This window comes from uncultured Acetatifactor sp. (genome assembly GCF_948601915.1).
In the GTDB taxonomy this organism is placed as follows: domain Bacteria; phylum Bacillota; class Clostridia; order Lachnospirales; family Lachnospiraceae; genus Acetatifactor.
Window position 1 is genome coordinate 3,065 of the sequence record NZ_CAPDXS010000021.1, and the last position, 22,722, is coordinate 25,786.

Genomic DNA, 22,722 nt, shown 5'->3' on the forward strand with positions numbered 1-22,722 from the left:
CTGGAAGAAATTCCGGGAGGCGGACTGGGGAAATTCAAAGTTCGCCATTGCGTACATGATTGAGGACGACTATGATGCAGATGCCTATGAGACCCTGCTCTCCCACCTGCAGTCAGGCGGCGTACAGGCCTATGGGAAAGGGCTACATGGACGGCACAATGACAATACACAGGGCATCATAAGCTGGTTCCTGGGGCAGTATAACAAGATACTGCGGGAGGACTTCGGCAGGAGGAGGGAAGGGTGAAGGGATTCTTGAGACGGTTCGCCTTCCGTGGCGGCAGTGCGCAGGAGCAGCCAGGGAACAGAATAGCCACAGGGGAAAAATGGATAATCTACTGGAATGAGTATTCTTCCGATACCTACCTGTATGGATCGGAGGTAATATACCATGCCAGGGATGATGTGGAATTCTATAATGAGCTGATGCCGCCAGGGACGGTGATCAAACAGTGGTATTCCAGGACCTACTACCAGATACAGCGGATAGAACCGGCCCTGCCCATGATAGACGGTGAGGGGGAATACAGGCTGCGGGTTCACATAGACTGTCCCGAAGGGGAGAGATGGCTGATACAACTGGTGTTCTATGACAAATATGACGCCGAGGCAGGGCGCATCGCCATAAGGGAACCGGTGGCTTACTTCCAGTGTCCCCTGAGGACTTACAGCTATCGCATGCAGCTGATGAATGGCGGTATGACCCGCTTCCACTTTCATTTTATAGAGATTCAGGAAATAGAACATGAGACGGACGAGGCATTTGAAGAAACTGTATAAGATTCTGAGAAAGGTCAGGAGTTATGAGGAACAGATGGCGCGGCTTACCGACCAGGAGCTGGCCCACCTGACGGATGAATTCAGGGCGCGCCTGGCAGGGGGGGAGACCCTGGATGGCATTCTGCCGGAGGCGTTTGCGGCAATCTGCGAGGCAGACCGCCGTATTCTGGGGATGTCTCCTTTTGATGTGCAGGTGCTGGGAGGCATTGCGCTGCACCAGGGATGCCTGGCAGAGATGCATACAGGAGAGGGGAAGACTCTGATGGCGACCCTGCCCCTTTATCTGAACGCCCTGACGGGGAAACTCGCCATCCTGGTGACGGCCAACGAATACCTGGCCTGCAGGGACGCGGAGGAGCTGGGGCCGGTATACCGCTTTATGGGACTGACCGTGGCCACAGGCGTCCCGACCAGGGAACAGGAAGAATTCGGCACAGAGGAGAAGAAGGCGGTATATGCGTCAGATATTGTATATACCACCCACAGCGCTTTGGGTTTTGACTATCTGATGAACAATCTGGTGAAAAACGCCAAAGAACGTTTCCTGCGGGAGTATTACTATGTAATCGTTGATGAGGCAGACTCCGTGCTGCTGGACGGCGCACAGACCCCCCTTGTGATATCCGCCTCCCCCAGGGTGCAGTCCAACCTGTATGAGGTGGCGGATTTTTTCGTCACTACATTGGTGGAAGAAGAGGACTATATGCTGGAGGAGGGAAAGGTATGGCTCACGGAGGAAGGCATCCGGTATGCGGAGACTTTCTTCCAAATCGATAATTTCTATGGCAGGGAACACTTCGAGATCAACCGCCATGTAATCCTGGCTCTGCGGGCCAGGAAGCTGTTCGAGAGCGGGGAGAACTACATGGTGAGCCGGGAGGGGGAACTGCTGCTGTTGGACAGCAGTACAGGCAGGACACTGAAAGGAATGAAGCTCCGGGGAGGACAGCATCAGGCGCTGGAAGTGAAGGAAGGCCTGAAGCCTACCCAGGAGAGCCGTGCGGTGGCCGTCATCACCTTCCAGAACCTGTTCCGGATGTTCCCAAAGCTGGCGGGAATGAGCGGGACCATGGCAGATGCCGCTGAGGAGCTGCGGGATATCTACGGCGTAAAGGTGGTGGTCATTCCGCCTAACCGCCCCGGAAAAAGGGTGGATCTGCCGGACCGCTATTTTCCGAATACGAAGAAACAGGTCGCAGCGGCAATCATAAATGCCCTGGAAATCCATAGGACAGGCCGCCCTGTGCTGATCGTGGCGGCCAATATCGAGAATACAGAGAAGGTCCATCAGGCATTCCTGCGTAAGAAGATACCCCACAATGTCCTGAGTGCCAGCAATGCCTACTGGGAAGCGCAGATTGTCAAGGAGGCGGGACGGCAGGGGGCAGTGACCGTGGCTACCACCATGGCAGGCAGGGGAACGGACATCAAGCTGGGAGAGGGCGTGGAGGAACTGGGGGGTCTGGCGGTAATCGGCATCGGCCGGATGGAAAATGTGAGAATGGAGCGGCAGGCCCGGGGACGGGCCGGCAGACAGGGGGATGCAGGCAGCAGCCAGTTCTTCGTGTCCCTGCAGGATGACGTGATGGGGGAGAATCCCGCCTATGACAAATACATAGAGGGGAAGAAGCGCATCAGCAGACGGAGGCTGCAGAAATACATCGACAAGGCCCAGGTGATGGGGGAGGAATCCGCAGTCCTGAGTCGGAAGCGTTCTGTGGACTATGACAAGGTAATCCAGAGGCAGAGGAACCTGATATATGCCACCAGGGATAAGCTGCTAGAAGGGGAGGAGCTCCCCATGGAAATGATATTGGAGATGGCTGAGCGGAACATAAAACGGTTCCTGGCTTCCGGAGGGCTGGCCGATATGCGTGCATTGAACCGCTATATCCTGGACAACATTTCCTATCGGCTGGAGGATGAGGCGCCGGATTTCGCCCCGGGGGACAGGAAGGCCATAGAGAGGTATCTCATGGAGAGGGTACGACAGGGGCTGGAGGAACAGGAGAAGAAGACGGGCAGTACCGGCCGCATGAACCAGTTCATGCGCGTGGCGGTGCTGAGCGCCATCGATGAGGCCTGGGTGGAGCAGGTGGACTATATGCAGCAGCTCCAGTCGGCGGTATCAGGCAGGGCCACCGCCCAGCGCAACCTGCTGTTCGAGTACCAGGACGATTCTTTCGCATCGTTCCGGAGCATGGAGGGCACTGTCTATGAGAATGCCATGCGGAATATCCTGTTGAGCGATATCTATGTGGATGAGAAGAGACAGCTCCATATTGTGTTTCCCTGAAGGGGAGGCTCTGGGCGGGGAAGGGGAACTGGCCGGAAAGGCTACAGACAGGAGAGAGGGATTGGGCGGGAACACTGGACAGAGAGGATGGAGGGATCCGGTCCGGGAATCTGTACCAGGGAAAGCAACGGAGGAATGACAGGCAGTGGCGGTTTATGTATGCAGTCTTTTGGTGGGATATTCTCCAAATGGGGTGGATTATGCACAGGGATACCGTGCCGGGATTCTGAGAAAAATGTCCTGCCCTGTGCGGTATATTTTCGCAGAGCTGCCCGAAAGACGGGATGTCGTATTTTATGAGAGCCTTGGGATAAAGGAAGAGGAGATGCTCAGTATGTACCACTCTCTTCTGGACCGGCCGGCTCTGGGACTGGCGGTGATGGTACAGGATAAGCTGATGGAGTTAAGGCAGAGCCTGGAAATCACGGATGTGGAATACCGGGATGCGGATGTACGGTTGTGGAAGGACGGCATGGTGGCAGCCTCGCTGATACTTGACCAGAAGGAGCCGGATGCACTTGCTATGGTTCATTTCTTCCACCAGGGAAAGCTGATTCGTACAGAATACTATACAGACCATATGGCCTATGTCGACTATTTTGTGACGGCAGAGTCGGAGCACGGGCTTTATGCGAAGAAGATAAAACGTACCTATTGTCATGGGAATGGATCCATTGCTTATGAACAGATCTTTGAAGGGGAGAAGTCCTGGTATCTGTTCCCGGATGGAAAGATGCTTACGAAAGCGGAGTTCATCGCGGAATTTGTAAAGGGATTGCATTTGTCGCGGAAGGATACAGTCCTAATAGACCGTTTCGCTCAGATGGATTACATCCAGCCGCTTTTCCAGGAGAAGGGGTCGGCTCGGATGATAGCCGTCATGCACGCCGGACATTATTTTGAAAAGGGGGAGAGCAGCTATACCGTGAACTTCAACCAGGATTACAATTATCTGTTCAAGTATTCCGGTATGTTGGATGCGGTCGTGGTGTCTACCTGGCAGCAGAAGGAGGATTTGGAGGACAAGCTCCGGGAGTATGGTTGTACTGTTCCCCGCATCGTGGTCATTCCGGCAGGCGGTGTGGACAGATTGCGGTATCCGGACAAGGGGAGGAAGGGGGGATCCATGTTATCGGTCTCCCGAATTCAGCCTCACAAAAGAATCGATTGGCTCATAAAATGCGCCGTAAAAGCACACCAGGTGAATCCCGATATCTCATTGGACATCTATGGCAGGGGGAACCAGGAATACGTGGCTGCGATGAGGAGACTGGTAGAAGAACATCAGGCCCAGTCCTATATTCGGTTCATGGGACACCAGGATGTCAGGGAAATTTACCGGAACTATGAAGTGTTTCTGACGGCCTCTACTTTTGAAACCTTGGGTCTCTCCATACTGGAGGCTATTTCCTCTGGAACAGCGGTAATTGGGCTGGATGCGAAATATGGAAGTCGTCTATTGGTTCATTCTGGGGAGAATGGCTATCTGGTTAAGTTTGCACCCTCTTCTGTTAACGAGGATACAGAGAAGCTGGTTGATAGCTTGGCTGAAAAAATTATAGAAATTTTTCGTAATCCAGAATGTTTGGAGAGGTTTCATACGAATTCTTATATAATTGCAGAAGAATATTCCATGCAAGCTATTTCGGATAAGTGGATGGAATTGCTGTAATAACTCTTTGACAGAAAGGGGGGAAGAGTGATATGATTTATAGTTTTCATCATTATTATCATTGGTTAAAGGGTGGTGTGGAGACAGGGCAGGCGTATCGGGCAAAACTTTTTCGAAAGATGGGAATGGATGCTAAATTTGTATTTGCCACTACATTTCCTGAACATAATATTTGGGATGAGACAAGGGAATTGGGTTACTTGGATTCAGAGGTTCTGTGGATGTATAGTTTTTTTACGGATTGTAAGCCTTCACCAGTTACTTATACTTTGGCGCAGCTGGAGGATACTTTTGAGGAAGAGTTTGTTTATTCTAGAAGTGGAGCCTGTGTGACATATACGTTTCCGCGGATGAATATCTATTACACCGCATTTTTGGCAGATGGTAGTAGTGACATTGTATATAGTCTTGTGATGATTTCCAATGGCTGTCTGATACGAAAGGATTATTATACCTATTGTAGAGTGTACTCGGAATTTTACATTCCGGTAGAAGGGCATGCAAAACTGTATTTGAGAAGGTTTTTTAATGAAAACGGAGTGATTGCATATGAAGAGATGGTAGATGGAGACAGAGTGATATATAAATTTCCGGACAGGTTGGTCTATTCCAGAGAAGAGTTGCTGGGATATATGATGACCTGTCTTGGCTTTACTGAGAAGGATGTAGTTCTGATAGATGGAGAGTGGGGAATGATTGACGGAGCTGCATTCATACAGAATACATTTCCGGCAAAGGTTGGTTTTATTATTCACTCTGGGCATTATCGCTATAGCGATGAGGAACATATTTTGTGGTACGATATGTTTGAATATGCGCTCTCCCATCCTGAGAGGATTTACTTTTTTGCAACGAATACAGATGCACAGAGTCATCTGCTTCGAGAACAATTCCATTATTATAAAGGAAAGGATGCCAGGGTAGAGACGATTCCGGTGGCTGGTCTGGATAGGATTCGCATACCTCAGGAGGGCAGGAAGCCACATTCCCTCATTACAGCCGGACGATTACAGGTCGATAAGCGAACGGGTTGGATTATTGAAGCTGTGGTGACAGCCAGAAAGGTAATTCCAGATTTGATTCTGGATATCTATGGGGAAGGCGATGAGAAAGACAAGCTACAGGAACAGATAGAGAGGTTAGGCTGTAGCAGTTATGTGCGCTTATGCGGTTTTCGGAAATTGGAGGAGATTTACCAACAATATGAGGCATATGTATCAGCGTCTTCTGGAGAGACCTTCGGCATAACACTGTTGGAGGCAGTTGGTTCAGGACTTCCCATAGTGGGATTTGACCTGCCATATGGAATGCAGGTATTTGTGGAAGACGGGAAAAACGGATACCGGATTTCCAGGATTTCAAGTGAGGGGCTGGCGGAGGGGATTGTCAGGCTTTTTACAGAAGCGAACCTGGAATCCTTTCGGAAATATTCTTATCAGAAAGCAGAAAGCTACCTGGAGATAGCGATAGAGAAGAAATGGAGGGAGGTATTGTCTTGACAGTTCATATCACAAATATCTATGGTTTAGCTGGCACAGTAAGAAAAGCGCAACAGATGGTAGCGAATATAGCGAAAAGGGATTTACATTTCAATGAACTGGGTATTTATAAATATCCCATGCATACGGACACGGCAGACATGCTTCGCACCCGTCTGGATGGAGTCATAGCCTCGGTAGGGTATGGGGATGTGGTAATCTTCCAATTTCCTACATGGAATGGCATTGCGTTTGATGAAGCATTTGTGGCACATTTTAATGGATATAGAGAACTGAAAAAGATTTTCTTTCTGCATGATGTCCCCCCATTGATGGACAACAGGGTACTTAAAGAGCTGGACAGATATATCGCGCTTTATAACAGGGCAGACTTGATTATTCTTCCATCCCGGAATATGGCAGATTACCTGTGCTCCAAAGGACTTACTGTGAAGAAAACAGTTATCCAGAGAATGTGGGATGCGCCTGTGGATATTGACCTGGCAGAGAAGCCACCCTTTCGAAGACGGATAAACTTTGCGGCAGATGTAGTACAAGTACCCCGGTCTTTTGTACAACATTGGGACAGCGATATGGTGGAACTGGCAGTTACGGCGCAGCCGGGAGAATATGTCTGGGCTGAAGGCCGGAATATCCGTTATCTGGGGTGGTTCAACCACGAAAATCTCCTGACAGATGCATTGAGGAAGAGCGGCGGCTTTGGCCTGCTCTGGCACGATGATTTGGCATGGATTGAGTATATGAAGCGGAATGCCTGTTGTAAACTTGGCACCTATCTGGCCGCAGGCCTTCCGGTGATTGTGCATGAGAGCATTCCTGAAGCAGACACGATTCGCAGGAAGCATCTGGGGCTGACAGTGGCATCCATGGAGGAAGCGATAGGCCGTGTAGCGATTATTACAGAGGAGCAATATGTGCAGATGAGGCAAGCGGCAGACTCTTTTGGTTACCTGATTCGAAGTGGCTACTTTACCAGAAAGCTGCTGACGGACGCAGTGTTCCAACTGCTGTATGACTGACGTTGAAGACGGGAGAAGGGAAGGGCGATGATTTATAATTTTCACCACTTTTACTATTGGCTGAAAGGCGGTGTGGAGACGGGGCAGGCATACCGGGCGAAGCTGTTCCGAAAGCTTGGGCTGGACGCGAAGTTTGTCTTTGCCACGACCTTTCCGGAGAGGAACATCCAGCAGGAAACATCTTATCTTGGCTTTCTGGATTCCGAAGTAATCTGGATGTATGGATTTTTCACGGACTGTAGAATTTCGCCAGTTACGTATACCTTGGAACAGTTTGAAGATACGTTTGATGAGACGAACTATACTTTTTCCAGGGATGGGGCCATTATAACTTACAGGTTCCCCCGGTTGGGTGTGATTTATAAGATCTTTCTGGCAGATGACAAAGGGAATCTTGTCCACAGGGTGGAGATGATTTCCGGTGGCTGCCTGATCCGAAAGGATTATTATACCTATTGCAGGATTTATTCCGAATACTATGTTCCGGTGGACGGACAGGCGCATCTGTATCTGAGAAGGTTTTTCAACCAGGACGGAAGCGTGGCTTATGAGGAAGTGGCAGAGGGAGACAGGGTTCTCTACAAATTTCCGGATCGGGTGCTGTTTTCCAGGGAAGAACTGTTGGGTTATATGATGTCCCAGATGAATCTGACCAGGAACGACACGGTTATCATTGATTTGGAACCAGGAATGATTGAGAAGGCGGCCTTCATTTTGAATGCTGCGTCTGCCAGGGTGGGACTGGTGATGCATGCAGAGCACTTCTGGAATCAGGATGCGGAGCATGTTCTGTGGTATGACATCTATGAATATGCCTTCGCCCACCCGGAAAAAATCAGTTTCTTCATTACGAACACGGATGCCCAGAGAGATCTTCTCCGGGAACAGATGCAGAAGTATAAAGGAATATGTCCTGACATTATAACGATACCGGTGGTGGGTCTTCCCGGACTTCGAAAGTCCCAGAAGCCGAGACGTAAGTTCGCATTGCTGTCTGTGGGCCGACTGGCACCGGAGAAGCGGATGAACCAGGTGATAGAGGCCGTAGTGAAGGCCAGGGAAAAGGTGCCGGAACTGTCGCTGGATATCTATGGGGAAGGCGGGGAGAGGGGAAATCTGCAGGCGATGGTCGAAAAGCTGGGCTGCGGAGATTATGTACATTTGTGTGGTTTTCAGAAACTGGACGAGGTTTATCAGGAATATGAAGCTTATGTATCTGCGTCCTACGTGGAGACGTTGGGGGTGACGCTTTTGGAGGCCATTGGCTCCGGGCTTCCCATTGTCGGTTATGATATGCGATATGGGGCGCAAATGTTCATTGACGAGGGGGAGAATGGCTATAAGGTGCCCTGGGAGGATGTGGAGGCACTGGCAGAGGGAATCGTCCGGCTGTTCACGGAGGCAGATTTTGAGGCGTTCCGGCGGCATTCCTATGAGAAAGCAGAAAGCTATCTGGAGAAGGAGGTGGAGAGGAAATGGCAGAACCTGTTATGTTGAAGGATACCGTATTGCTGTTCGACAGTTATTCCCCAGCCAGCAGGCGGCTGCATGAGTCGTTTCTGCGGGCGGGCTGTCCGTGTTCTGTGGTAATTCTGGAAGAGGATCCATTCCTGCCGGAGGGAGTCATGTCGGTATACGACTTGTTTCTGGGATATTTTCAAGAGGAGGGAAGGAGCCTTGGGAAGCCCCGGTTCTTCAACGAGATTCCGGTACCTGACCATTGGAGCATCCATGCGGGAGTCGGGGAGACGGATTATGGACGGATTACGTACCAACATGAGGAAAAAGGGCGGATCTATTACTGGGAATCCACCAGGAAATGGCTGGTGAGGGCAGTGGACTGGTTCGACAGGAAGGGGAATGTGCGATTCCGAGATTTTTACAACAGGTATGGTGCTGTCTATGCCAGGACATGTTATGACGGCCAGGGCAGGGAGCTGGGCAGAACCTGGTTTACCGTGGGAGGCCAGGAGGCAATCGTGGAGAATGCTGTCACAGGGGACCTGATTGTAAACGACGGTGAGCTGGTGAAATTTTTCCGGGCCAGGAGAGATATGGTGCTCTATTTCCTGAACCGGGCAGGGGCCGGGCAGAGACGGGTCTGCTATGACTCGCTGGGGGAAGCTTTCTGGATATCCGAGAGGCTTGAACCGGCGGCCAGGCGGGGGATGCTGTTCTGGCAGGAAAACATGGAAGGAGCGGTTCCGGAGGACATGCGGAGAATCCTGGAGGGGCATGCAGTACGCACAGAAAAGATTCTGCTACAGAAGCGGGGGGACTATGACAGGCTGCTGGAAATGGGGGCCGACCCGGCCAGGATAGGGAAGCTGGGCCACATCTATGAGTTCAGGAAAGAAAACGGGCATCAGCCGCAGGCACTGATCTGTACCAATTCCGAGAGGATAGAACATTGTGAGGAGCTGGTCAGGGAGTTTCCGCGGATGCATTTCCATATCGCAGCAGTTACGCTGATGTCCCCAAAGCTCATGGCGCTGGAGACATATGGCAATGTGTCGCTGTATCCATGTGTGCAGAAACCGATACTGGACGAACTCTTCCTGTCCTGCGATTACTATTTCGACATCAACCACTGGACGGAAATCGTGTCTGCGGTATATCAGGCGTTCCTGCACAACCAGTTGATTTTTGCCTTTGAAGAGACCATACATAACCGGGAGTATGTGGCGGAGGCCCATATCTATCCGGTGGCGGAGTATGCGAAAATGGCAGCGGATGTAAGGGAAATGATGGAAAATGGAGAAACCATGGACCGTCATCTGAAGATGCAGCTTGCGGAGGCCATGGCGGAGGACAGGGATGCCTATATGCAGGTCCTGGGCGGGATTGGCTAATATCAGGGGAAAGCAATGAAAGGCTGTGGAAAAGCATGGAGAAGGAAGGATGCAGCATGGTGGTCTTCTCAGACAAATATACGGAATCTGTCAGAATGTTACAGGAGACATTTCACAGAATGGGATGTGATGCAAAAATCGTGGTGCTGGAAGATGACGGATTCCTGCCGGAGGGAACGGAGTCCCTTTATGAATACTTCATGTATCGGAATCGCCGGGGAGAACTTGTGGTAAAAGACCTTTTCTACAATTTTCTGGAGCTTCCCCCATTCTGGGAAGTGCGGCTGACAGGGGGAAGGGGCGCTGTCTTCCACATGGGCTGTGAAAAGGCGCGGATCTGTTTTCGGGAACCGGCAGAGAACCGGAATGTGCTCCGGGTGGAATGGCATATGGAAGACGGGTGGGTCTACCGGATCGATTTCTACAACAGATATGGTCTGCGATATGCAAGCGCATTTTCAGATACAGCGGGGAAAATGAACGCAAAGGTATATTACTCCACACAGAATCAGGAACAGGTGGTGGAGCAGCCGGGCAATCATATCATCTCACTGTTGGAGGAGGGGCAGCTCAAGAAATGCTTTGCCTCCAGGGCCGAATTCATTCAGTATTACAGAGAGGAAAGCGGCTTGAAGGAAGCAGGTATCCTAATGGTGCAGGAGGCAGAGTCTTTAGAGGATTTGGAGCTTGCCGGCAGCGGCAGGGATTATTGGAAGCGCATCCTGTTTTCGGACAGGGGGCTGCTGGACAGATATATAGCCATGGGGGGACAGAATGGCAGCCTGTTTTACGGGATTCCGGAAGCGTACAGGGAGAACCGTGCCAGGGGAGAGGCCATGATCCTGACGGCCTCCGATCAGGTGGAGCATGTGGAAGACCTGATTAGAGGACTGCCGGACATGATGTTCCACATAGCGGCCAACACGCAGGTATCAGACAGGCTTGGAAGGTTGGCAGAGCTGGAAAATGTAAGGGTCTATCCACAGATAAGCGGCCAGGATTTGGCCGGGCTATGGGATATCTGTGATTTTTACCTGGATATCAACCATTATCGGGAGATATACAATGCAGTTTCCACGGCTCATGAGAAGAATCTCGTCATTCTGGGATTCAGGGATACCGTTCACCGCAGGGAGCTGATGGCAGACGTGTGCATATATGATGGGGCTGATTGGGGGGAGATGGCTTTGGCTATCGGAAGGCTGCGGGCAGACTCAGGAGCGTTACAGGATACATTGGCATCACAGCAGGAACAGAAGCGGAAGATCTGGAGTCGGTTTATGCAGGATTTGGGACAGGGACGGTATTGAGCATGGTATATGCAGGAAAAAACAGTAGGAGGGAAGACGACCATGGTGTACAATTTTAACTTAGGCATCGGCTGGGCCAGCAGCGGGGTGGAATATGCGCAGGCTTACAGAGCCAGGCTGCTGCGGGGGATCGGCCAGGAGGCCAGATTCGTATTCACGGATATGTTCCCCAGGGAGAATATCCAGCATATGACGGAGAACATCGGCTTTCTGGATGAGGAGGTCATATGGCTTTATACGTTTTTCACAGACTGCAGGATTTCGGCGGTGACTTTTACCTTGAAACAGCTGGAGGAGACATTCGGGGACAGGAAGTTTGCCGGTGAGAGGGACGGAGCTAAGGTAAAGTATACCTTTCCGGGCACCAACACCTACTATATGGCCTATCTGGTCAACGGGCAGGAGAGAAGGGTACATCGTGTGGAGATGGTATCGAACGGCTGCCTGATTCGGAAGGATTATTACACCTATTGCAGGATATATTCGGAATATTATGCACCACTGGACAATACGGCACATCTCTATCACCGGAGGTTTTTCAATGAGGACGGGACGGTGTCCTATGAGGAGATCATCGATGGGGACAGGGTCATGTACCAGTTCCCGGACCGGCTCCTGTGCTCCAAGGAGGAGCTGGTGGGATATCTGGTATCGCGGCTTAACCTGACGAAAAAGGATGTGGTCCTAATCGACAGGACCACGGGAATCGGCCAGGCCATTCTGCAGAATGCCGGTTCGGCCAGGGTAGGGATTGTGATTCATGCAGACCATTTCAGCGAGGGCAGCACGGACGAGGAAGCGGTGCTCTGGAACAATTATTATGAGTATGCATTCTCCCAGTGGAAGCATATCAAGTTCTACGTGGCATCTACGGATGTCCAGAACCGCCTCCTGAAACAGCAGTTCAAGAAATATATGGGCATCAGCCCCAAGGTGGTGACGATTCCGGTGGGAAGCCTGGAAGAACTGAAGAAGCCGGATAAGGCCAGGCGAAGGCATGCCCTGATTACGGCATCGCGACTGGCCGGTGAGAAGCATATCGACTGGATTATTGACGCAGTGGTGGCTGCCAGGGAGAAGGTTCCGGATATTTCCATTGACATCTATGGGAAAGGGGGAGAAGAGGAGAAGCTGCGGGCACAGATCGCGAAGCTGGGCTGCGGGGATTATGTACGTCTGTGCGGCCAGCAGAACCTGCAGGAGGTCTACCAGAATTATGAGGCTTATCTGTCAGGATCCACTAGCGAGGGGTTCGGCCTTACCCTGATGGAGGCGGTGGGGGCTGGACTTCCCATCATCGGCTTTGATGTGCGGTATGGCAATCCCAACTTCATAGATGACGCGGAAAACGGATACCTGATTCCGGTACATGACAAGATGGAGAAGCAGGAGCGGGTAGAGAAGCTGGCGGCATGCATCGTGCGCCTGTTCACAGAGGCAGACCTGGAGCGCTTCCATGCACATTCTTATGAGAAGGCGAAGGCCTATCTGACCAAGGAGGTAGAAGAAAAATGGAGAGGCATACTGAAATGAAGGACACCATACTGCTCTTTGACAATTACGGAACAGACAGTCAGAACCTGCATACTTCCTTCCGGCTGGCAGGGTTCCCCTATCCGGCGGTGGTGATTGAGGACAATGGGTTCCTGCCGGAAGGGGTCATGTCTGTCTATGGCTTTTTCCTGGGGGATTTCAGGGAAGTCCTGGGGGAGGGGGCGCGCCCTAAGTTCTTCAACCAGGTAGCGGTGCCGGACTACTGGGAGATCAGCGGCACCAACTCCAGCGGATCCATACATGACGGGCCTGTGGAGCGGGGGAAGATTTTCTATGCGGAGCCTGCCCACAGGCGCCGCGTGAGGATCGTGGACTGGTATGATGAGAAGGGATGCGTCCGTTCCAGCGACCATTATAACCGCTATGGGGCCCTGTTTGCCAGGACTGTCTTCAATGCCAGAGGGAAGAAGTTCAGCAAGTCATATTTCTCAGCCAAAGGACAGGAAGTCATTGTGGAGAATTATGTCACAGGGGATATTGTGCTCAATGAAGGGGCGGAAGTGCGGATCTTCCACACAAAGACAGAATTCATCGTATATTTCCTGGAGCGGGCAGGGTTCCTGGAGAGGCGGATTTTCTTCAATTCCCTGTCTACGCCATTTTTTGTGTCCAACCAGCTTGCCGCAGGCGCAAAAAGGGACATTCTGTTCTGGCAGGAGCCTGCCAGGGAGGACATCCCGGGAAACATGCAGGTCATTTTCCGGGGACAGGCCGGCCGAACGGCAAACGTCATGGTGCAGAAGCGGCAGTCTTATGACAAGCTGATTGCCCTGGGGGCAGATAAAGGCATGACCCATCATTTGGGCCATATCTATGAGTTCGCCAAGGAGAACGGGCACAGGCCGGAGGCGCTGATCTGCACCAATTCCGACAGGCTGGAGCAGTGTAAAATACTGATTGAGTCCCTTCCCCAGATGCATTTCCACATCGCGGCGCTGACAGAGATGTCATCAAAACTTATGAATCTGGACAATTATGGGAATGTAAGCCTGTATCCGGGGGTGAAACAGAAGATTCTGGACAGCCTGTTTGAGGAATGTGATTTCTATTTTGACATCAACCATGAGACAGAGATTGTGTCCGCGGTCCGCAGGGCGTTTCTGCACAATCAGCTCATATTTGCCTTTCAGGAGACCGCGCACAACCGGGATTATGTGGCAGATGTCCATGTGTATCCGGCAGGCAATGTAAACCGGATGATTGCCGATGTCAGGAAGGCCATGAAGGATGCGGCAGTGCTGGACCAGCGCCTGGAGAGGCAGCGGGAGGCAGCCATGGCAGAGACAGCGGAGCGGTATGTGGAGGCCTGTTCACTGTTTCATGGTTGAGGATTGATGTAAGCCTATCGTGGAAAAATGGATAAACTTGCCGGGAAGATGCCGATATGGCGCAGACGAGATTTCCTCGCCTGCGCCTTTTGCCTTCAGGAGGCCATGTCAGCATGTTTTTATGTCGGCAGACTGGAACTGACGCACAGCCCGCCCCATCCGACCCTGCTGTTGGGATACGCCGTCTCCCCCCGCAGCGCCCTGGCTCCGGCCCGCAGGTACGCTTTCACCTTCTCCCCATACAGGAACACGTCGTTCCCCCGCACGATTCCCCATTCCATGAGCAGCGCGCAGCTTCCCGCCACGATGGGCGTGGCGAAGGACGTGCCCGTCACCGGCCTATAGCCCCCATAGATGTCCGGTGCGAGGATGCCCACCCCCGGCGCGGCCAGGTCCGGCTTGGCCAGCCCAGCTGCCACCACGCCGATGGTCCGGTTGGCGTCCGCGTACCCCCGCCCCGAGAAATCCGCGTAAGCCTCATAGGTGCTGTCGTAGGCGCCCACGGATATGACCTTTGCCGCGGTGGAGGGGATGGTCAGGGTCACCTCCGGCGTGGACTGGTAGAAGCCTGTGCCCGCCGCCCGCACCACCGCGGAGGGCAGGTAGAAATAATAGCGCCCCGTCACCACCTGCAGGGGCTCCAGCCGTATCGTCCATACGCCGCTGTTGATGTAGTTCCGGCCCTCCGGCAGCATCTCGAAATAGATCTCCTCCGCCACCGCGTAAGGCGCCGGTTTCCCGAAATAGACCAGTATCTGGGTCTGTTCCAGGGTCAGGGTATATTTCCCGCCATTGATCATTTCAGGCAGCTGGGTCTCCTGGCCGCCGGGAGAGCGCAGGAAGATGCGGTAGGTATCGCAATAGTTCTTCCAGAGCTGGACGTTCAGGGTACGCTCATAGTCCGCCACTGCCAGCTCCACGGACACGGGACGGGCGATGGGGCCGATCCGGCTGGGGATGCCGTCTGCGCTGCCGGAGGGGATTCCTGCCCCCGGCCTGCCTCCGGCGATGTCGTCCTCCTGCAGAAGGCTGCCTGCCAGATGGCCGCCGCTGTTCCCCTCGTTGCCGCTGCCCACGCAGATGACGGTGCGGCCGATTTCGGCGGCATTGTCCAGGAACCGCTCTATCAGGGAGCTGCCGTCATGGGCTCCGTAGGTGTTGCCGAAGCTCAGGTTGATGACCAGGGGCATCCGAAGCTCTTTGGCCTTGTGGATTGCGTAGGTGACCGCGCGCATGATTTCCGTGGTCCTGGGGAAGGAGGCCGCGTCCGGTAGGCCCAGCTTGACGATCAGAAGCTCTGCCTCCGGCGCCACGCCCTGATACATGGGGCTGTCCCCTGCGGCGATTCCTGCCACCGCCGTGCCGTGGCCGCTGGAGTCTATGCTGGGCAGCAGCTCGTACTGCCGCTGTCCCGTAGGCGCAGCCAGCGCCTGATTGATCTGCGCGGAATCGAATTCCACGCCCAGCCGGTAACCGGCGGGAGGACGGCGTGCCGGGCGTGCTGCGTTCAGAGCGGAATCCTGCGTGCCGTCCATAGCGGCATTCTCTGCGCCACCCATATCGGTTGCGGCGCTGCCTCCGGCCTCCCGGCCGGTGCCGGCCCCGGCCGGTGCCTCCGGCTGCAGGGTCTGGTCCCAGAGGAACCGGATTCTGGTGCTGCCGTCCGATTTTCGGAATTCCGGTAATTTATAATCAATGCCGCTGTCCAGAACCGCCACCAGGACTCCGGCCCCGGAGAGGTTTGGATGGCGCAGCGTCACCTGGGCGATGCAGGAATTGTCCGTGGGCATCTCGATATCGTAGAAATACCGCTTGGGCATTTCCACGTATTCTATCTCTTCCAGCTCCACCATCCTGTCCACGAACTGCTCCGGCACGGTCAGCACCGCGTACCCGGCAATCAGATATTCCACCTCTATGCCCAGCGTCTTCAGGGTCTCCAGGCTGCCATGGTACTTTACGATCAGCTCCCAGGTGCGGGCCTGGGTGTCGAAGCCTACGTTAAGCTCCTCCGTCAGCGCCCTGGTCTGCTCCGGCGTCTGCAGGGCCAGCTGCAGGATATCCTCCAGTTTCTGGTTCATGGCTATCTCCTTTCTTCTCCCAGTCTATGCGGGCGGGGCGTGTTTCAGAATAAATTTGCTGTTGTGAAAGTATGGTGAATCGCTTATAATAAAGACATCCAATGTAGAGAGCGGGAGGGATGCGGGATGGGAATGTACCTAAATCCGGGAAACAGCGGTTTCGAAATCATAAGAAACAGTCGGTATGTGGATAAATCCGGCCTGATTGGGCTGATGAATGAGACCATAGAGACTACAAGGAAGCTGACCTGTATCAGCCGCCCCCGCCGTTTCGGCAAAACCTTTGCGGCCAAGATGCTGTGCGCTTACTATGACAGAACCTGCGATTCTTCCATGCTGTTCGACGATCTGGAGATTGCCCTCAATGAAAAGATGAATGACAGCTACAGGCGGCACCTGAATCAATACGACGTGATTTATCTGGATATGACGAACGTCATGGGGGAAGCTGGGAAAGAAGGGCTGGTCCCCTTTATCAGGAGGGGACTGACGAAGGAGCTTCAGGCAGAGTATCCGCAGATAAAGGCTGACGAATCCCTGACTGCCACATTGCTTTCGGCAGTTGCCCTGACGGGGCGCAAGTTCATCACGATCATAGATGAATGGGATGCGCCCATTCGGGAGACGCCGCAGATGCAGGAAGCATACCTCCATTTTCTGCGCAGCCTGTTCAAAAGCAGCGGCACTACGGACAGGATTTTCGCGGCAGCCTATATGACAGGGATTCTGCCCATTAAAAAGGACGGCTCCCAGTCGGCGATTTCGGATTTTCAGGAGTTTTCCGTTATCTTTCCTATGGAATACGCACAGTTTGTGGGCTTTACGGAAGGAGAGGTAAGGAGGCTCTGCGCGGAATATGACAGGGACTTTGACAGGATGAAGCAGTGGTATGACGGGTATGTGTTGGAGGGCGTGAATTCCATATACAATCCCAATTCTGTGATGAAAGCTGTCCGCAGCAACGGGTTCCGCTCTTACTGGACGGAGACGTCCGCGTCCAGAAGCCTGATGGAATATATCAGCCTGGATTTTGACGGCATGTCTAAAACCCTGGCGGAGCTTTTGGGCGGGATTGCCGTTCCGGTGGATACCGACGGCTTCGCAAACGACCTGGTGACGTTCCGCGACCGGGATGATGTGCTGACGCTGCTGATTCATCTGGGATATCTTTCCTATGACAGGGAGACAGGAAGGGCCCGGATTCCAAACGAGGAAATCAGGCTGGAGTTTGCCAGGACAGTCCGCGGGGTGAATCGGGATGAGACCATCAGGCGGGTTCGGGAGAGCGACAGGCTGATTCTGGACACAGTACAGGGGAATGAGGAGGCGGTGGCGGCCCAGATTGAAAAGATACACAGGGAAGAGACGGCGCCTCTCTTTTATCATAATGAACAGTCCCTGCGCAGCGTCATCAAGCTTGCGTATTTCAGCTATAAGGATCAATACATGAAATTCGAGGAGCTGCCATCAGGAGACGGATATGCGGATATCGTGTACCTGCCGAAGAAAATGTCGCCCATGCCCGCCTTGGTGATTGAACTGAAATGGAACCAGGTGGCGGAGGGCGCCATTGCCCAGATTAAGGAGAAGAAGTATCCGGAGGCGCTTTGGGATTACGGCGGGGAGATTCTGCTGGTGGGCATTGCGTATGACCGGGATGCAGAAAAGCGCAAGCATTCCTGCGTGATTGAGAGAGCAGAGCGGCAAAAGGATTGCAAAATAACCGGGCGGATGCTAAGATGATGGTAGGTTGCCCTATATCCTCTGTGAAGGGACAGTAGGAAAGCGCATGGGCATGAGAATGGAGGACAGAGTATGAAGGTGACGGTATGGAATGAAAATCTACACGAAAAAATGGAGGAGCGCGTGACGGAGCTGTATCCCGGCGGGCTCCACGCCTACATAGCCGGATTCCTGGTCGATGAGGGAATCCAGGTGCGCACGGCTACGCTGGACGACGAGGAGTGCGGGCTGCCGGAGGAGGTGCTGGCGGACACGGACGTGCTGGTGTGGTGGGGCCATATGGTCCATGACAGGGTGCCGGACGAAATCGTAGACCGGGTACAGCGGCACATCCTGTCCGGCATGGGCCTGGTGGTGCTGCACTCCGGCCACCATTCCAAGATTTTCCGCAGGATGCTGGGGACCACCTGCAACCTGAAATGGCGGGACGGTGCCAGGGAGCGGATTTGGACGGTAAAGCCCAACCATCCGATCGCCAAGGGGATACCGGAGACCTTTTCGTTGGAATGTGAGGAGATGTACGGGGAACCGTTTGACATCGCGGAGCCCCAGGAGACGGTGTTCATGGGATGGTTCAACGGCGGCGAGGTGTTCCGCAGCGGCTGCACCTGGGTGAGGGGAAACGGGAGGATTTTCTACTTTCAGCCGGGACATGAGACCAACCTTTCCTTCCAGAACGAATATGTGCAGCAGATCATCAGAAACGCCGTGCAGTGGGCATGCCCCATCCGGCGGGTGGAGCTGGACTGCCCGCATGTGGAGGCGCTGGAGAACGTTTAAAGGGCTTTTTGTGCATTCCTTTCCGAAATCCGCCTGGTGCCATGCTGGTGCGGGAGCGGATGAGGATTGGGAGCGTGGAAGGGATTATTGACATGTCTTTCAATTCAGTTGACTATTTGGTGTTCTTCCCTATAGTTGTGCTACTGTATTTTGTGATGCCCAGGAAAGCAAGGATGTACTGGCTTCTGATAGCCAGCTACTATTTCTATATGTCCTGGAATGTGAAATACGGGCTCCTGATACTGCTCACCACCGTCGTGACCTACGCGTGCGGGCTGTCCCTATCCTGGGTGGGGCGGCGCTGTGTCGGCAGGAAGCGGAGGAGCTTCAAAGGTGCGGCGGTGGCAGCAAGCCTGATTGTCAATTTGGGGCTGCTGTTCTATTTTAAATATACCAATTTCGCAATCGACAATATCAATGCGGTGTTCCAGAAGGCGGGCATTGCGGTGCGCTGCCCTGATTTTGATATTGTCCTGCCGGTGGGAATCTCCTTTTTCATCTTTCAGGCAATCGGCTATACGATAGATGTGTACAGGGATGAAATCCAGGCTGAAAAGAACCCGTTCAGATATGCGCTGTTCGTCTCCTTTTTTCCTCAATTGGTGGCGGGCCCTATTGAAAGGTCGAAGAATCTGCTGGCTCAGCTGAGGGGTAATCCTGAATTCGATGTGGACGATGCGAAAGACGGGCTGCTCACTATGGCATATGGGCTGTTCATGAAAATTGCAGTGGCCGACAATATCGCGGCAGTGATAGACCCGGTCTTCAAAGCCCCGGACAGCCAGTCAGGCCTGATGCTTTTGACTGCAACGGTTTTGTTCGCGTTTCAGATTTATTGTGACTTTAACGGATATACACAGATTGCCATTGGCTCAGCCAGGGTGCTGGGGTTTAAGCTGAACCAGAACTTCGATGCGCCCTATATGGGGCGGTCCGTCAAGGACTTCTGGAGAAGATGGCATATTTCGCTGACATCATGGTTTCGGGATTATGTGTATGTCCCGCTTGGAGGCAGCAGAAAAGGAAAAGTCCGAAAACAGATGAATACGATGATTGTGTTCCTCTGCTCTGGCCTATGGCATGGAGCTGCCTGGCATTATGTGGCATGGGGAGGCCTGAACGGGCTTTTCAGCGTTCTGGAAGATGTGAGCAGGCCTGTCAGGGATAAGATTGAGCGGAAGCTGTCGGTGGATAGAGGGGCATTCATGTACAGGGCGCTTCAGCGGATTGTTACATTTGTGCTCATCGACTTTACATGGCTGTTCTTCAGAGCGGCGAGTTTCAGGACGGCATTACAGATGCTGAAAAGAATCAAGAACGACTTCAGGCTGGCCTGGTTCATCGATTTCGGCTTTGTGGGAGCATTCAGCAGTTCCTATGTACTGATGACAGTCATGGTCCCGCTTTTGATCATCATGGCAATAGATATACTGAAATATTGTGGAAAGGACATAAAGGCCGCGATTTTTAGACAGCAGATTGTATTCCGATGGATTATATACGCAGGGATTATGCTGGCATTGCTCTACTGGGGGCTTTATGGGACAGGCTATGAACAGACGCAGTTTATCTACTTCCAATTCTAAGAGAAATATCGTATTCCTATTGAAGCTGGTTGCCGCGCTCTGCCTGTTGGCAGGGTATATCTATCATGTCCTGCCGCAGTATGAGAACGGCTACAATGCGTCCCTGATCGACAAGGTGGAGCGGCTGGAATCCATCGATGGGCCGAAAATCGTTTTGCTCGGACATTCGAGTCTGACATTTGGCATTGATTCCGAACGGATAGAGGAGGCTTTCGGCATGCCTGTCGTCAACATGGGACTGCATGGCGGGAACGGAAATGCATTCCATGAAGAGATGGCGAAATATAATGTTGCGCAAGGCGATATTTATATTATATGTCATAGCGATTATGATGATGATAATGTGATTCAGGATGCCATGACAGCCTGGTCTTCTATAGAGAACCATTTGAATCTGTGGAAAATCCTGAGGGTTAATGATATAGGGACTATGGCGAAAGCGTTCCCGATATACTTAAAGCATTGCCTTGGGTATCATTCCGCCGGGACCGGAAATCAAGATCCGGGAGGGCTGTATGCAAGAAGCGCGTTCAATGAATATGGCGATGTGGCCCTTTTGCGGGAGGGGAATCAGTATACATTCGAGGGAGAAGTCGTACCTCCCGGCATAGGGGACGCCGCTGTGGACAGGATAAATGAGCTGAATGGATATCTGACGAAGCGGGGAGCGACGCTGCTTGTGGCGGGATATCCTATAGGGAATGGAAATGTAACGGCAGAAGCAGCGGAATTCGAAGCCTTTCAGGAACAGCTGGCGGACAGGCTGGATTGCCCGGTAATCAGCAACTATGCGGATTATATGTTTGACTATAGGTATTTCTACGATACAAATCTGCATCTGAATACAGAAGGGGTGGCTCTGAGGACAGGGCAGTTGATTTCGGATATAAAACGGTGGAAATCCACGGGGACAGACGCGGATATGGATATGGATGAGTATGCGGATATCATCGCAGACGACAATCTGCCGCATATTGACTATATGGATCAGTATCTGGATGCCCTGGGAAAAGCGCGGGACAGATACACGATTATTATCTCCGCCAGGGATGGCGCGTCCGCCGCAATGAGCGAGGAACTGCGAAAAGACTTTCAGGCCATGGGGCTATCGGCAGACTGGCCCCGGAGGGCCGGGGATGGCTATGTGGCAGTTGTGGAACAGGGACAGTTGATTGCCGAGGAGTTTGGAGATGAAGAGCTGGAAGTATCCGGCACCTTCGACAGCGGCAGTATGGCATATTCCATTACAATCGGCCAACGGAATCAAGGTGGGGGCAGCTCGATTCTGCTAAATGGGCAGGAATATTCAAGACATGCCGAAGGATTGAATTTTGTGGTCTACAGCAATGAGACGCATCGGATACTGGATGAAGTCGTTTTTTATACCTGCTCACCGGAATCGAAAGCGATGCGCTAGATATCGTCAGGTTTTCGATATCCTGCCGTAGCTCCCCGGGGCGCACCCATAGCAGGCCTTAAAGGCGCGGGTGAAGTAGGCCTGGCTGCCAAAGCCGCATAGCTGCGCCACCTCCTTCACCTGCAGGGCCTCATTGCTCAGCAGATTCCTGGCCTTCTCCAGCCTGGCATGGAGGAGGTCTTTTTTTGGCGTGGAGGAGAAGAAGCTGCGGTAGTAGACATAGAACTGGCTTTTCTCCAGATTGGCCCTCTGGCAGAGGCGCTCTATGTCCCAGTCCTTTTCGCACTGGGTGAGCATTTCCAGGCGCAGGGTCTGGAACAGGGGGTAGAGATGGACGGCTTCGTCTTTCTGCGCCGTCTCCTGGGTCAGACGGCGGCTGATGGAGAGGAACAGCAGGGTCATCAGGGCGTGGACGGCTTCCTCCCTGTGGGGAAGGCCGGAGAAGTGCTCCTGCTGCAGCCGGGAGATCAGGGAGTCGATTTGTATGGAATTTTCCGGGTAGAAGACCGTGTTTTCCGGCATGGGGAAATCCAGGGCCGGATTCTTATCGGAAGAAAAGTGAAGATAGTTGTTGCGGAACCTGTGGACGGCCTGATAGTGCTGGGGCATGCCCAGGGTGTAGAGGATGCAGGCGTTCTCCTTCGTGATTATGATTTTGTCGTCGAGATAGACCTTCATGGGGGACTTGAACTGAAGGAAAAGGTAATCCCCGCTTCCCACCGGCCGGAAAATCGTGTCAAAGTCGTGGTTGGAACGGTTGTATTCGCAGAAATTCAATATGTACATGGGATGCTCCTTGTGGCTG

At 52.8% G+C, this 22,722-nt stretch carries 16 protein-coding genes and 1 pseudogene (1 of these 17 running past the window's edge); 15 read left to right on the forward strand and 2 right to left on the reverse strand.

Translation table 11 applies throughout. The features are described 5' to 3' along the window. The 11 genes and pseudogenes from asp2 to gtfB (Q2B33_RS05370) form a co-directional block, all read left to right on the forward strand. Positions 1-247 (forward strand): annotated as a pseudogene (asp2, locus tag Q2B33_RS05320) (accessory Sec system protein Asp2) (it extends 1,274 nt beyond the left edge of the window). Continuing rightward, positions 244-780 carry an accessory Sec system protein Asp3 gene (gene asp3 / locus Q2B33_RS05325; RefSeq protein ID WP_300573093.1) on the forward strand — a complete coding sequence of 179 codons (537 nt, stop codon included), beginning with the start codon at positions 244-246 and terminating at the stop codon, positions 778-780. Before asp2 ends, asp3 begins: the two are co-directional and overlap by 4 nt. Next, positions 746-3,076, forward strand: a complete 2,331-nt coding sequence (secA2, locus tag Q2B33_RS05330) for an accessory Sec system translocase SecA2 (RefSeq protein ID WP_300573096.1) — start codon at positions 746-748, stop codon at positions 3,074-3,076. The genes asp3 and secA2 overlap by 35 nt, the downstream gene beginning before the upstream one ends. A 325-nt stretch (positions 3,077-3,401) precedes the next feature. Next, the gene (locus Q2B33_RS05335) at positions 3,402-4,748 is read left to right on the forward strand and encodes a glycosyltransferase (RefSeq protein WP_300819466.1); all 1,347 of its coding nucleotides are present in this window, start codon (positions 3,402-3,404) and stop codon (positions 4,746-4,748) included. 32 nt (positions 4,749-4,780) lie between these two features. Then, positions 4,781-6,247, forward strand: a complete 1,467-nt coding sequence (locus Q2B33_RS05340; protein WP_300573102.1) for a glycosyltransferase — start codon at positions 4,781-4,783, stop codon at positions 6,245-6,247. After that, positions 6,226-7,266, forward strand: coding sequence for a hypothetical protein (locus tag Q2B33_RS05345; RefSeq protein ID WP_300815186.1), 1,041 nt, complete (start codon positions 6,226-6,228; stop codon positions 7,264-7,266). Before Q2B33_RS05340 ends, Q2B33_RS05345 begins: the two co-directional genes overlap by 22 nt. 27 nt (positions 7,267-7,293) lie before the next feature. Further along, positions 7,294-8,763, forward strand: coding sequence for a glycosyltransferase (locus tag Q2B33_RS05350; RefSeq protein ID WP_300782810.1), 1,470 nt, complete (start codon positions 7,294-7,296; stop codon positions 8,761-8,763). Then, positions 8,742-10,118 carry an accessory Sec system glycosylation chaperone GtfB gene (gtfB, locus tag Q2B33_RS05355; protein ID WP_300773351.1) on the forward strand — a complete coding sequence of 459 codons (1,377 nt, stop codon included), beginning with the start codon at positions 8,742-8,744 and terminating at the stop codon, positions 10,116-10,118. Before Q2B33_RS05350 ends, gtfB (Q2B33_RS05355) begins: the two co-directional genes overlap by 22 nt. 119 nt (positions 10,119-10,237) lie before the next feature. After that, entirely contained in the window at positions 10,238-11,428 is a 1,191-nt protein-coding gene (locus Q2B33_RS05360; protein ID WP_300782807.1) for an accessory Sec system glycosyltransferase GtfB, read from the forward strand. A gap of 42 nt (positions 11,429-11,470) precedes the next feature. Beyond that, positions 11,471-12,961 (forward strand): accessory Sec system glycosyltransferase GtfA, encoded by a 1,491-nt coding sequence (gene gtfA, locus Q2B33_RS05365; protein ID WP_300573117.1) that lies wholly within the window; start codon positions 11,471-11,473, stop codon positions 12,959-12,961. Further along, positions 12,940-14,310 (forward strand): accessory Sec system glycosylation chaperone GtfB, encoded by a 1,371-nt coding sequence (gene gtfB / locus Q2B33_RS05370; RefSeq protein ID WP_300573119.1) that lies wholly within the window; start codon positions 12,940-12,942, stop codon positions 14,308-14,310. Before gtfA ends, gtfB (Q2B33_RS05370) begins: the two co-directional genes overlap by 22 nt. 119 nt (positions 14,311-14,429) lie before the next feature. Here the strand turns inward: gtfB (Q2B33_RS05370) and Q2B33_RS05375 are convergent, their stop codons facing one another. After that, complete coding sequence (locus Q2B33_RS05375; protein ID WP_300572121.1) at positions 14,430-16,391, reverse strand: S8 family peptidase; 1,962 nt, start codon at positions 16,389-16,391, stop codon at positions 14,430-14,432. Between the two features lie 126 nt (positions 16,392-16,517). Between Q2B33_RS05375 and Q2B33_RS05380 the strand changes: the two genes are divergently transcribed. The 4 genes from Q2B33_RS05380 (at position 16,518) to Q2B33_RS05395 (ending at position 21,917) form a co-directional block, all read left to right on the forward strand. Further along, positions 16,518-18,134, forward strand: coding sequence for an AAA family ATPase (locus Q2B33_RS05380; RefSeq protein ID WP_300572123.1), 1,617 nt, complete (start codon positions 16,518-16,520; stop codon positions 18,132-18,134). A 72-nt stretch (positions 18,135-18,206) separates the two neighbouring features. Next, positions 18,207-18,914, forward strand: coding sequence for a ThuA domain-containing protein (locus Q2B33_RS05385; RefSeq protein ID WP_300572125.1), 708 nt, complete (start codon positions 18,207-18,209; stop codon positions 18,912-18,914). Positions 18,915-19,087: 173 nt separating this feature from the next. Continuing rightward, positions 19,088-20,500: an MBOAT family protein gene (locus Q2B33_RS05390; RefSeq protein ID WP_300572127.1), complete on the forward strand. Its 1,413-nt coding sequence runs from the start codon at positions 19,088-19,090 to the stop codon at positions 20,498-20,500. Continuing rightward, positions 20,466-21,917 carry a hypothetical protein gene (locus tag Q2B33_RS05395; protein WP_300572129.1) on the forward strand — a complete coding sequence of 484 codons (1,452 nt, stop codon included), beginning with the start codon at positions 20,466-20,468 and terminating at the stop codon, positions 21,915-21,917. Before Q2B33_RS05390 ends, Q2B33_RS05395 begins: the two co-directional genes overlap by 35 nt. Positions 21,918-21,923: 6 nt before the next feature. On the opposite strand, the gene Q2B33_RS05400 is transcribed toward Q2B33_RS05395, so the two are convergent. Beyond that, positions 21,924-22,703 (reverse strand): helix-turn-helix transcriptional regulator, encoded by a 780-nt coding sequence (locus Q2B33_RS05400; RefSeq protein ID WP_300572131.1) that lies wholly within the window; start codon positions 22,701-22,703, stop codon positions 21,924-21,926. Between the last annotated feature and the right edge of the window lie 19 nt (positions 22,704-22,722).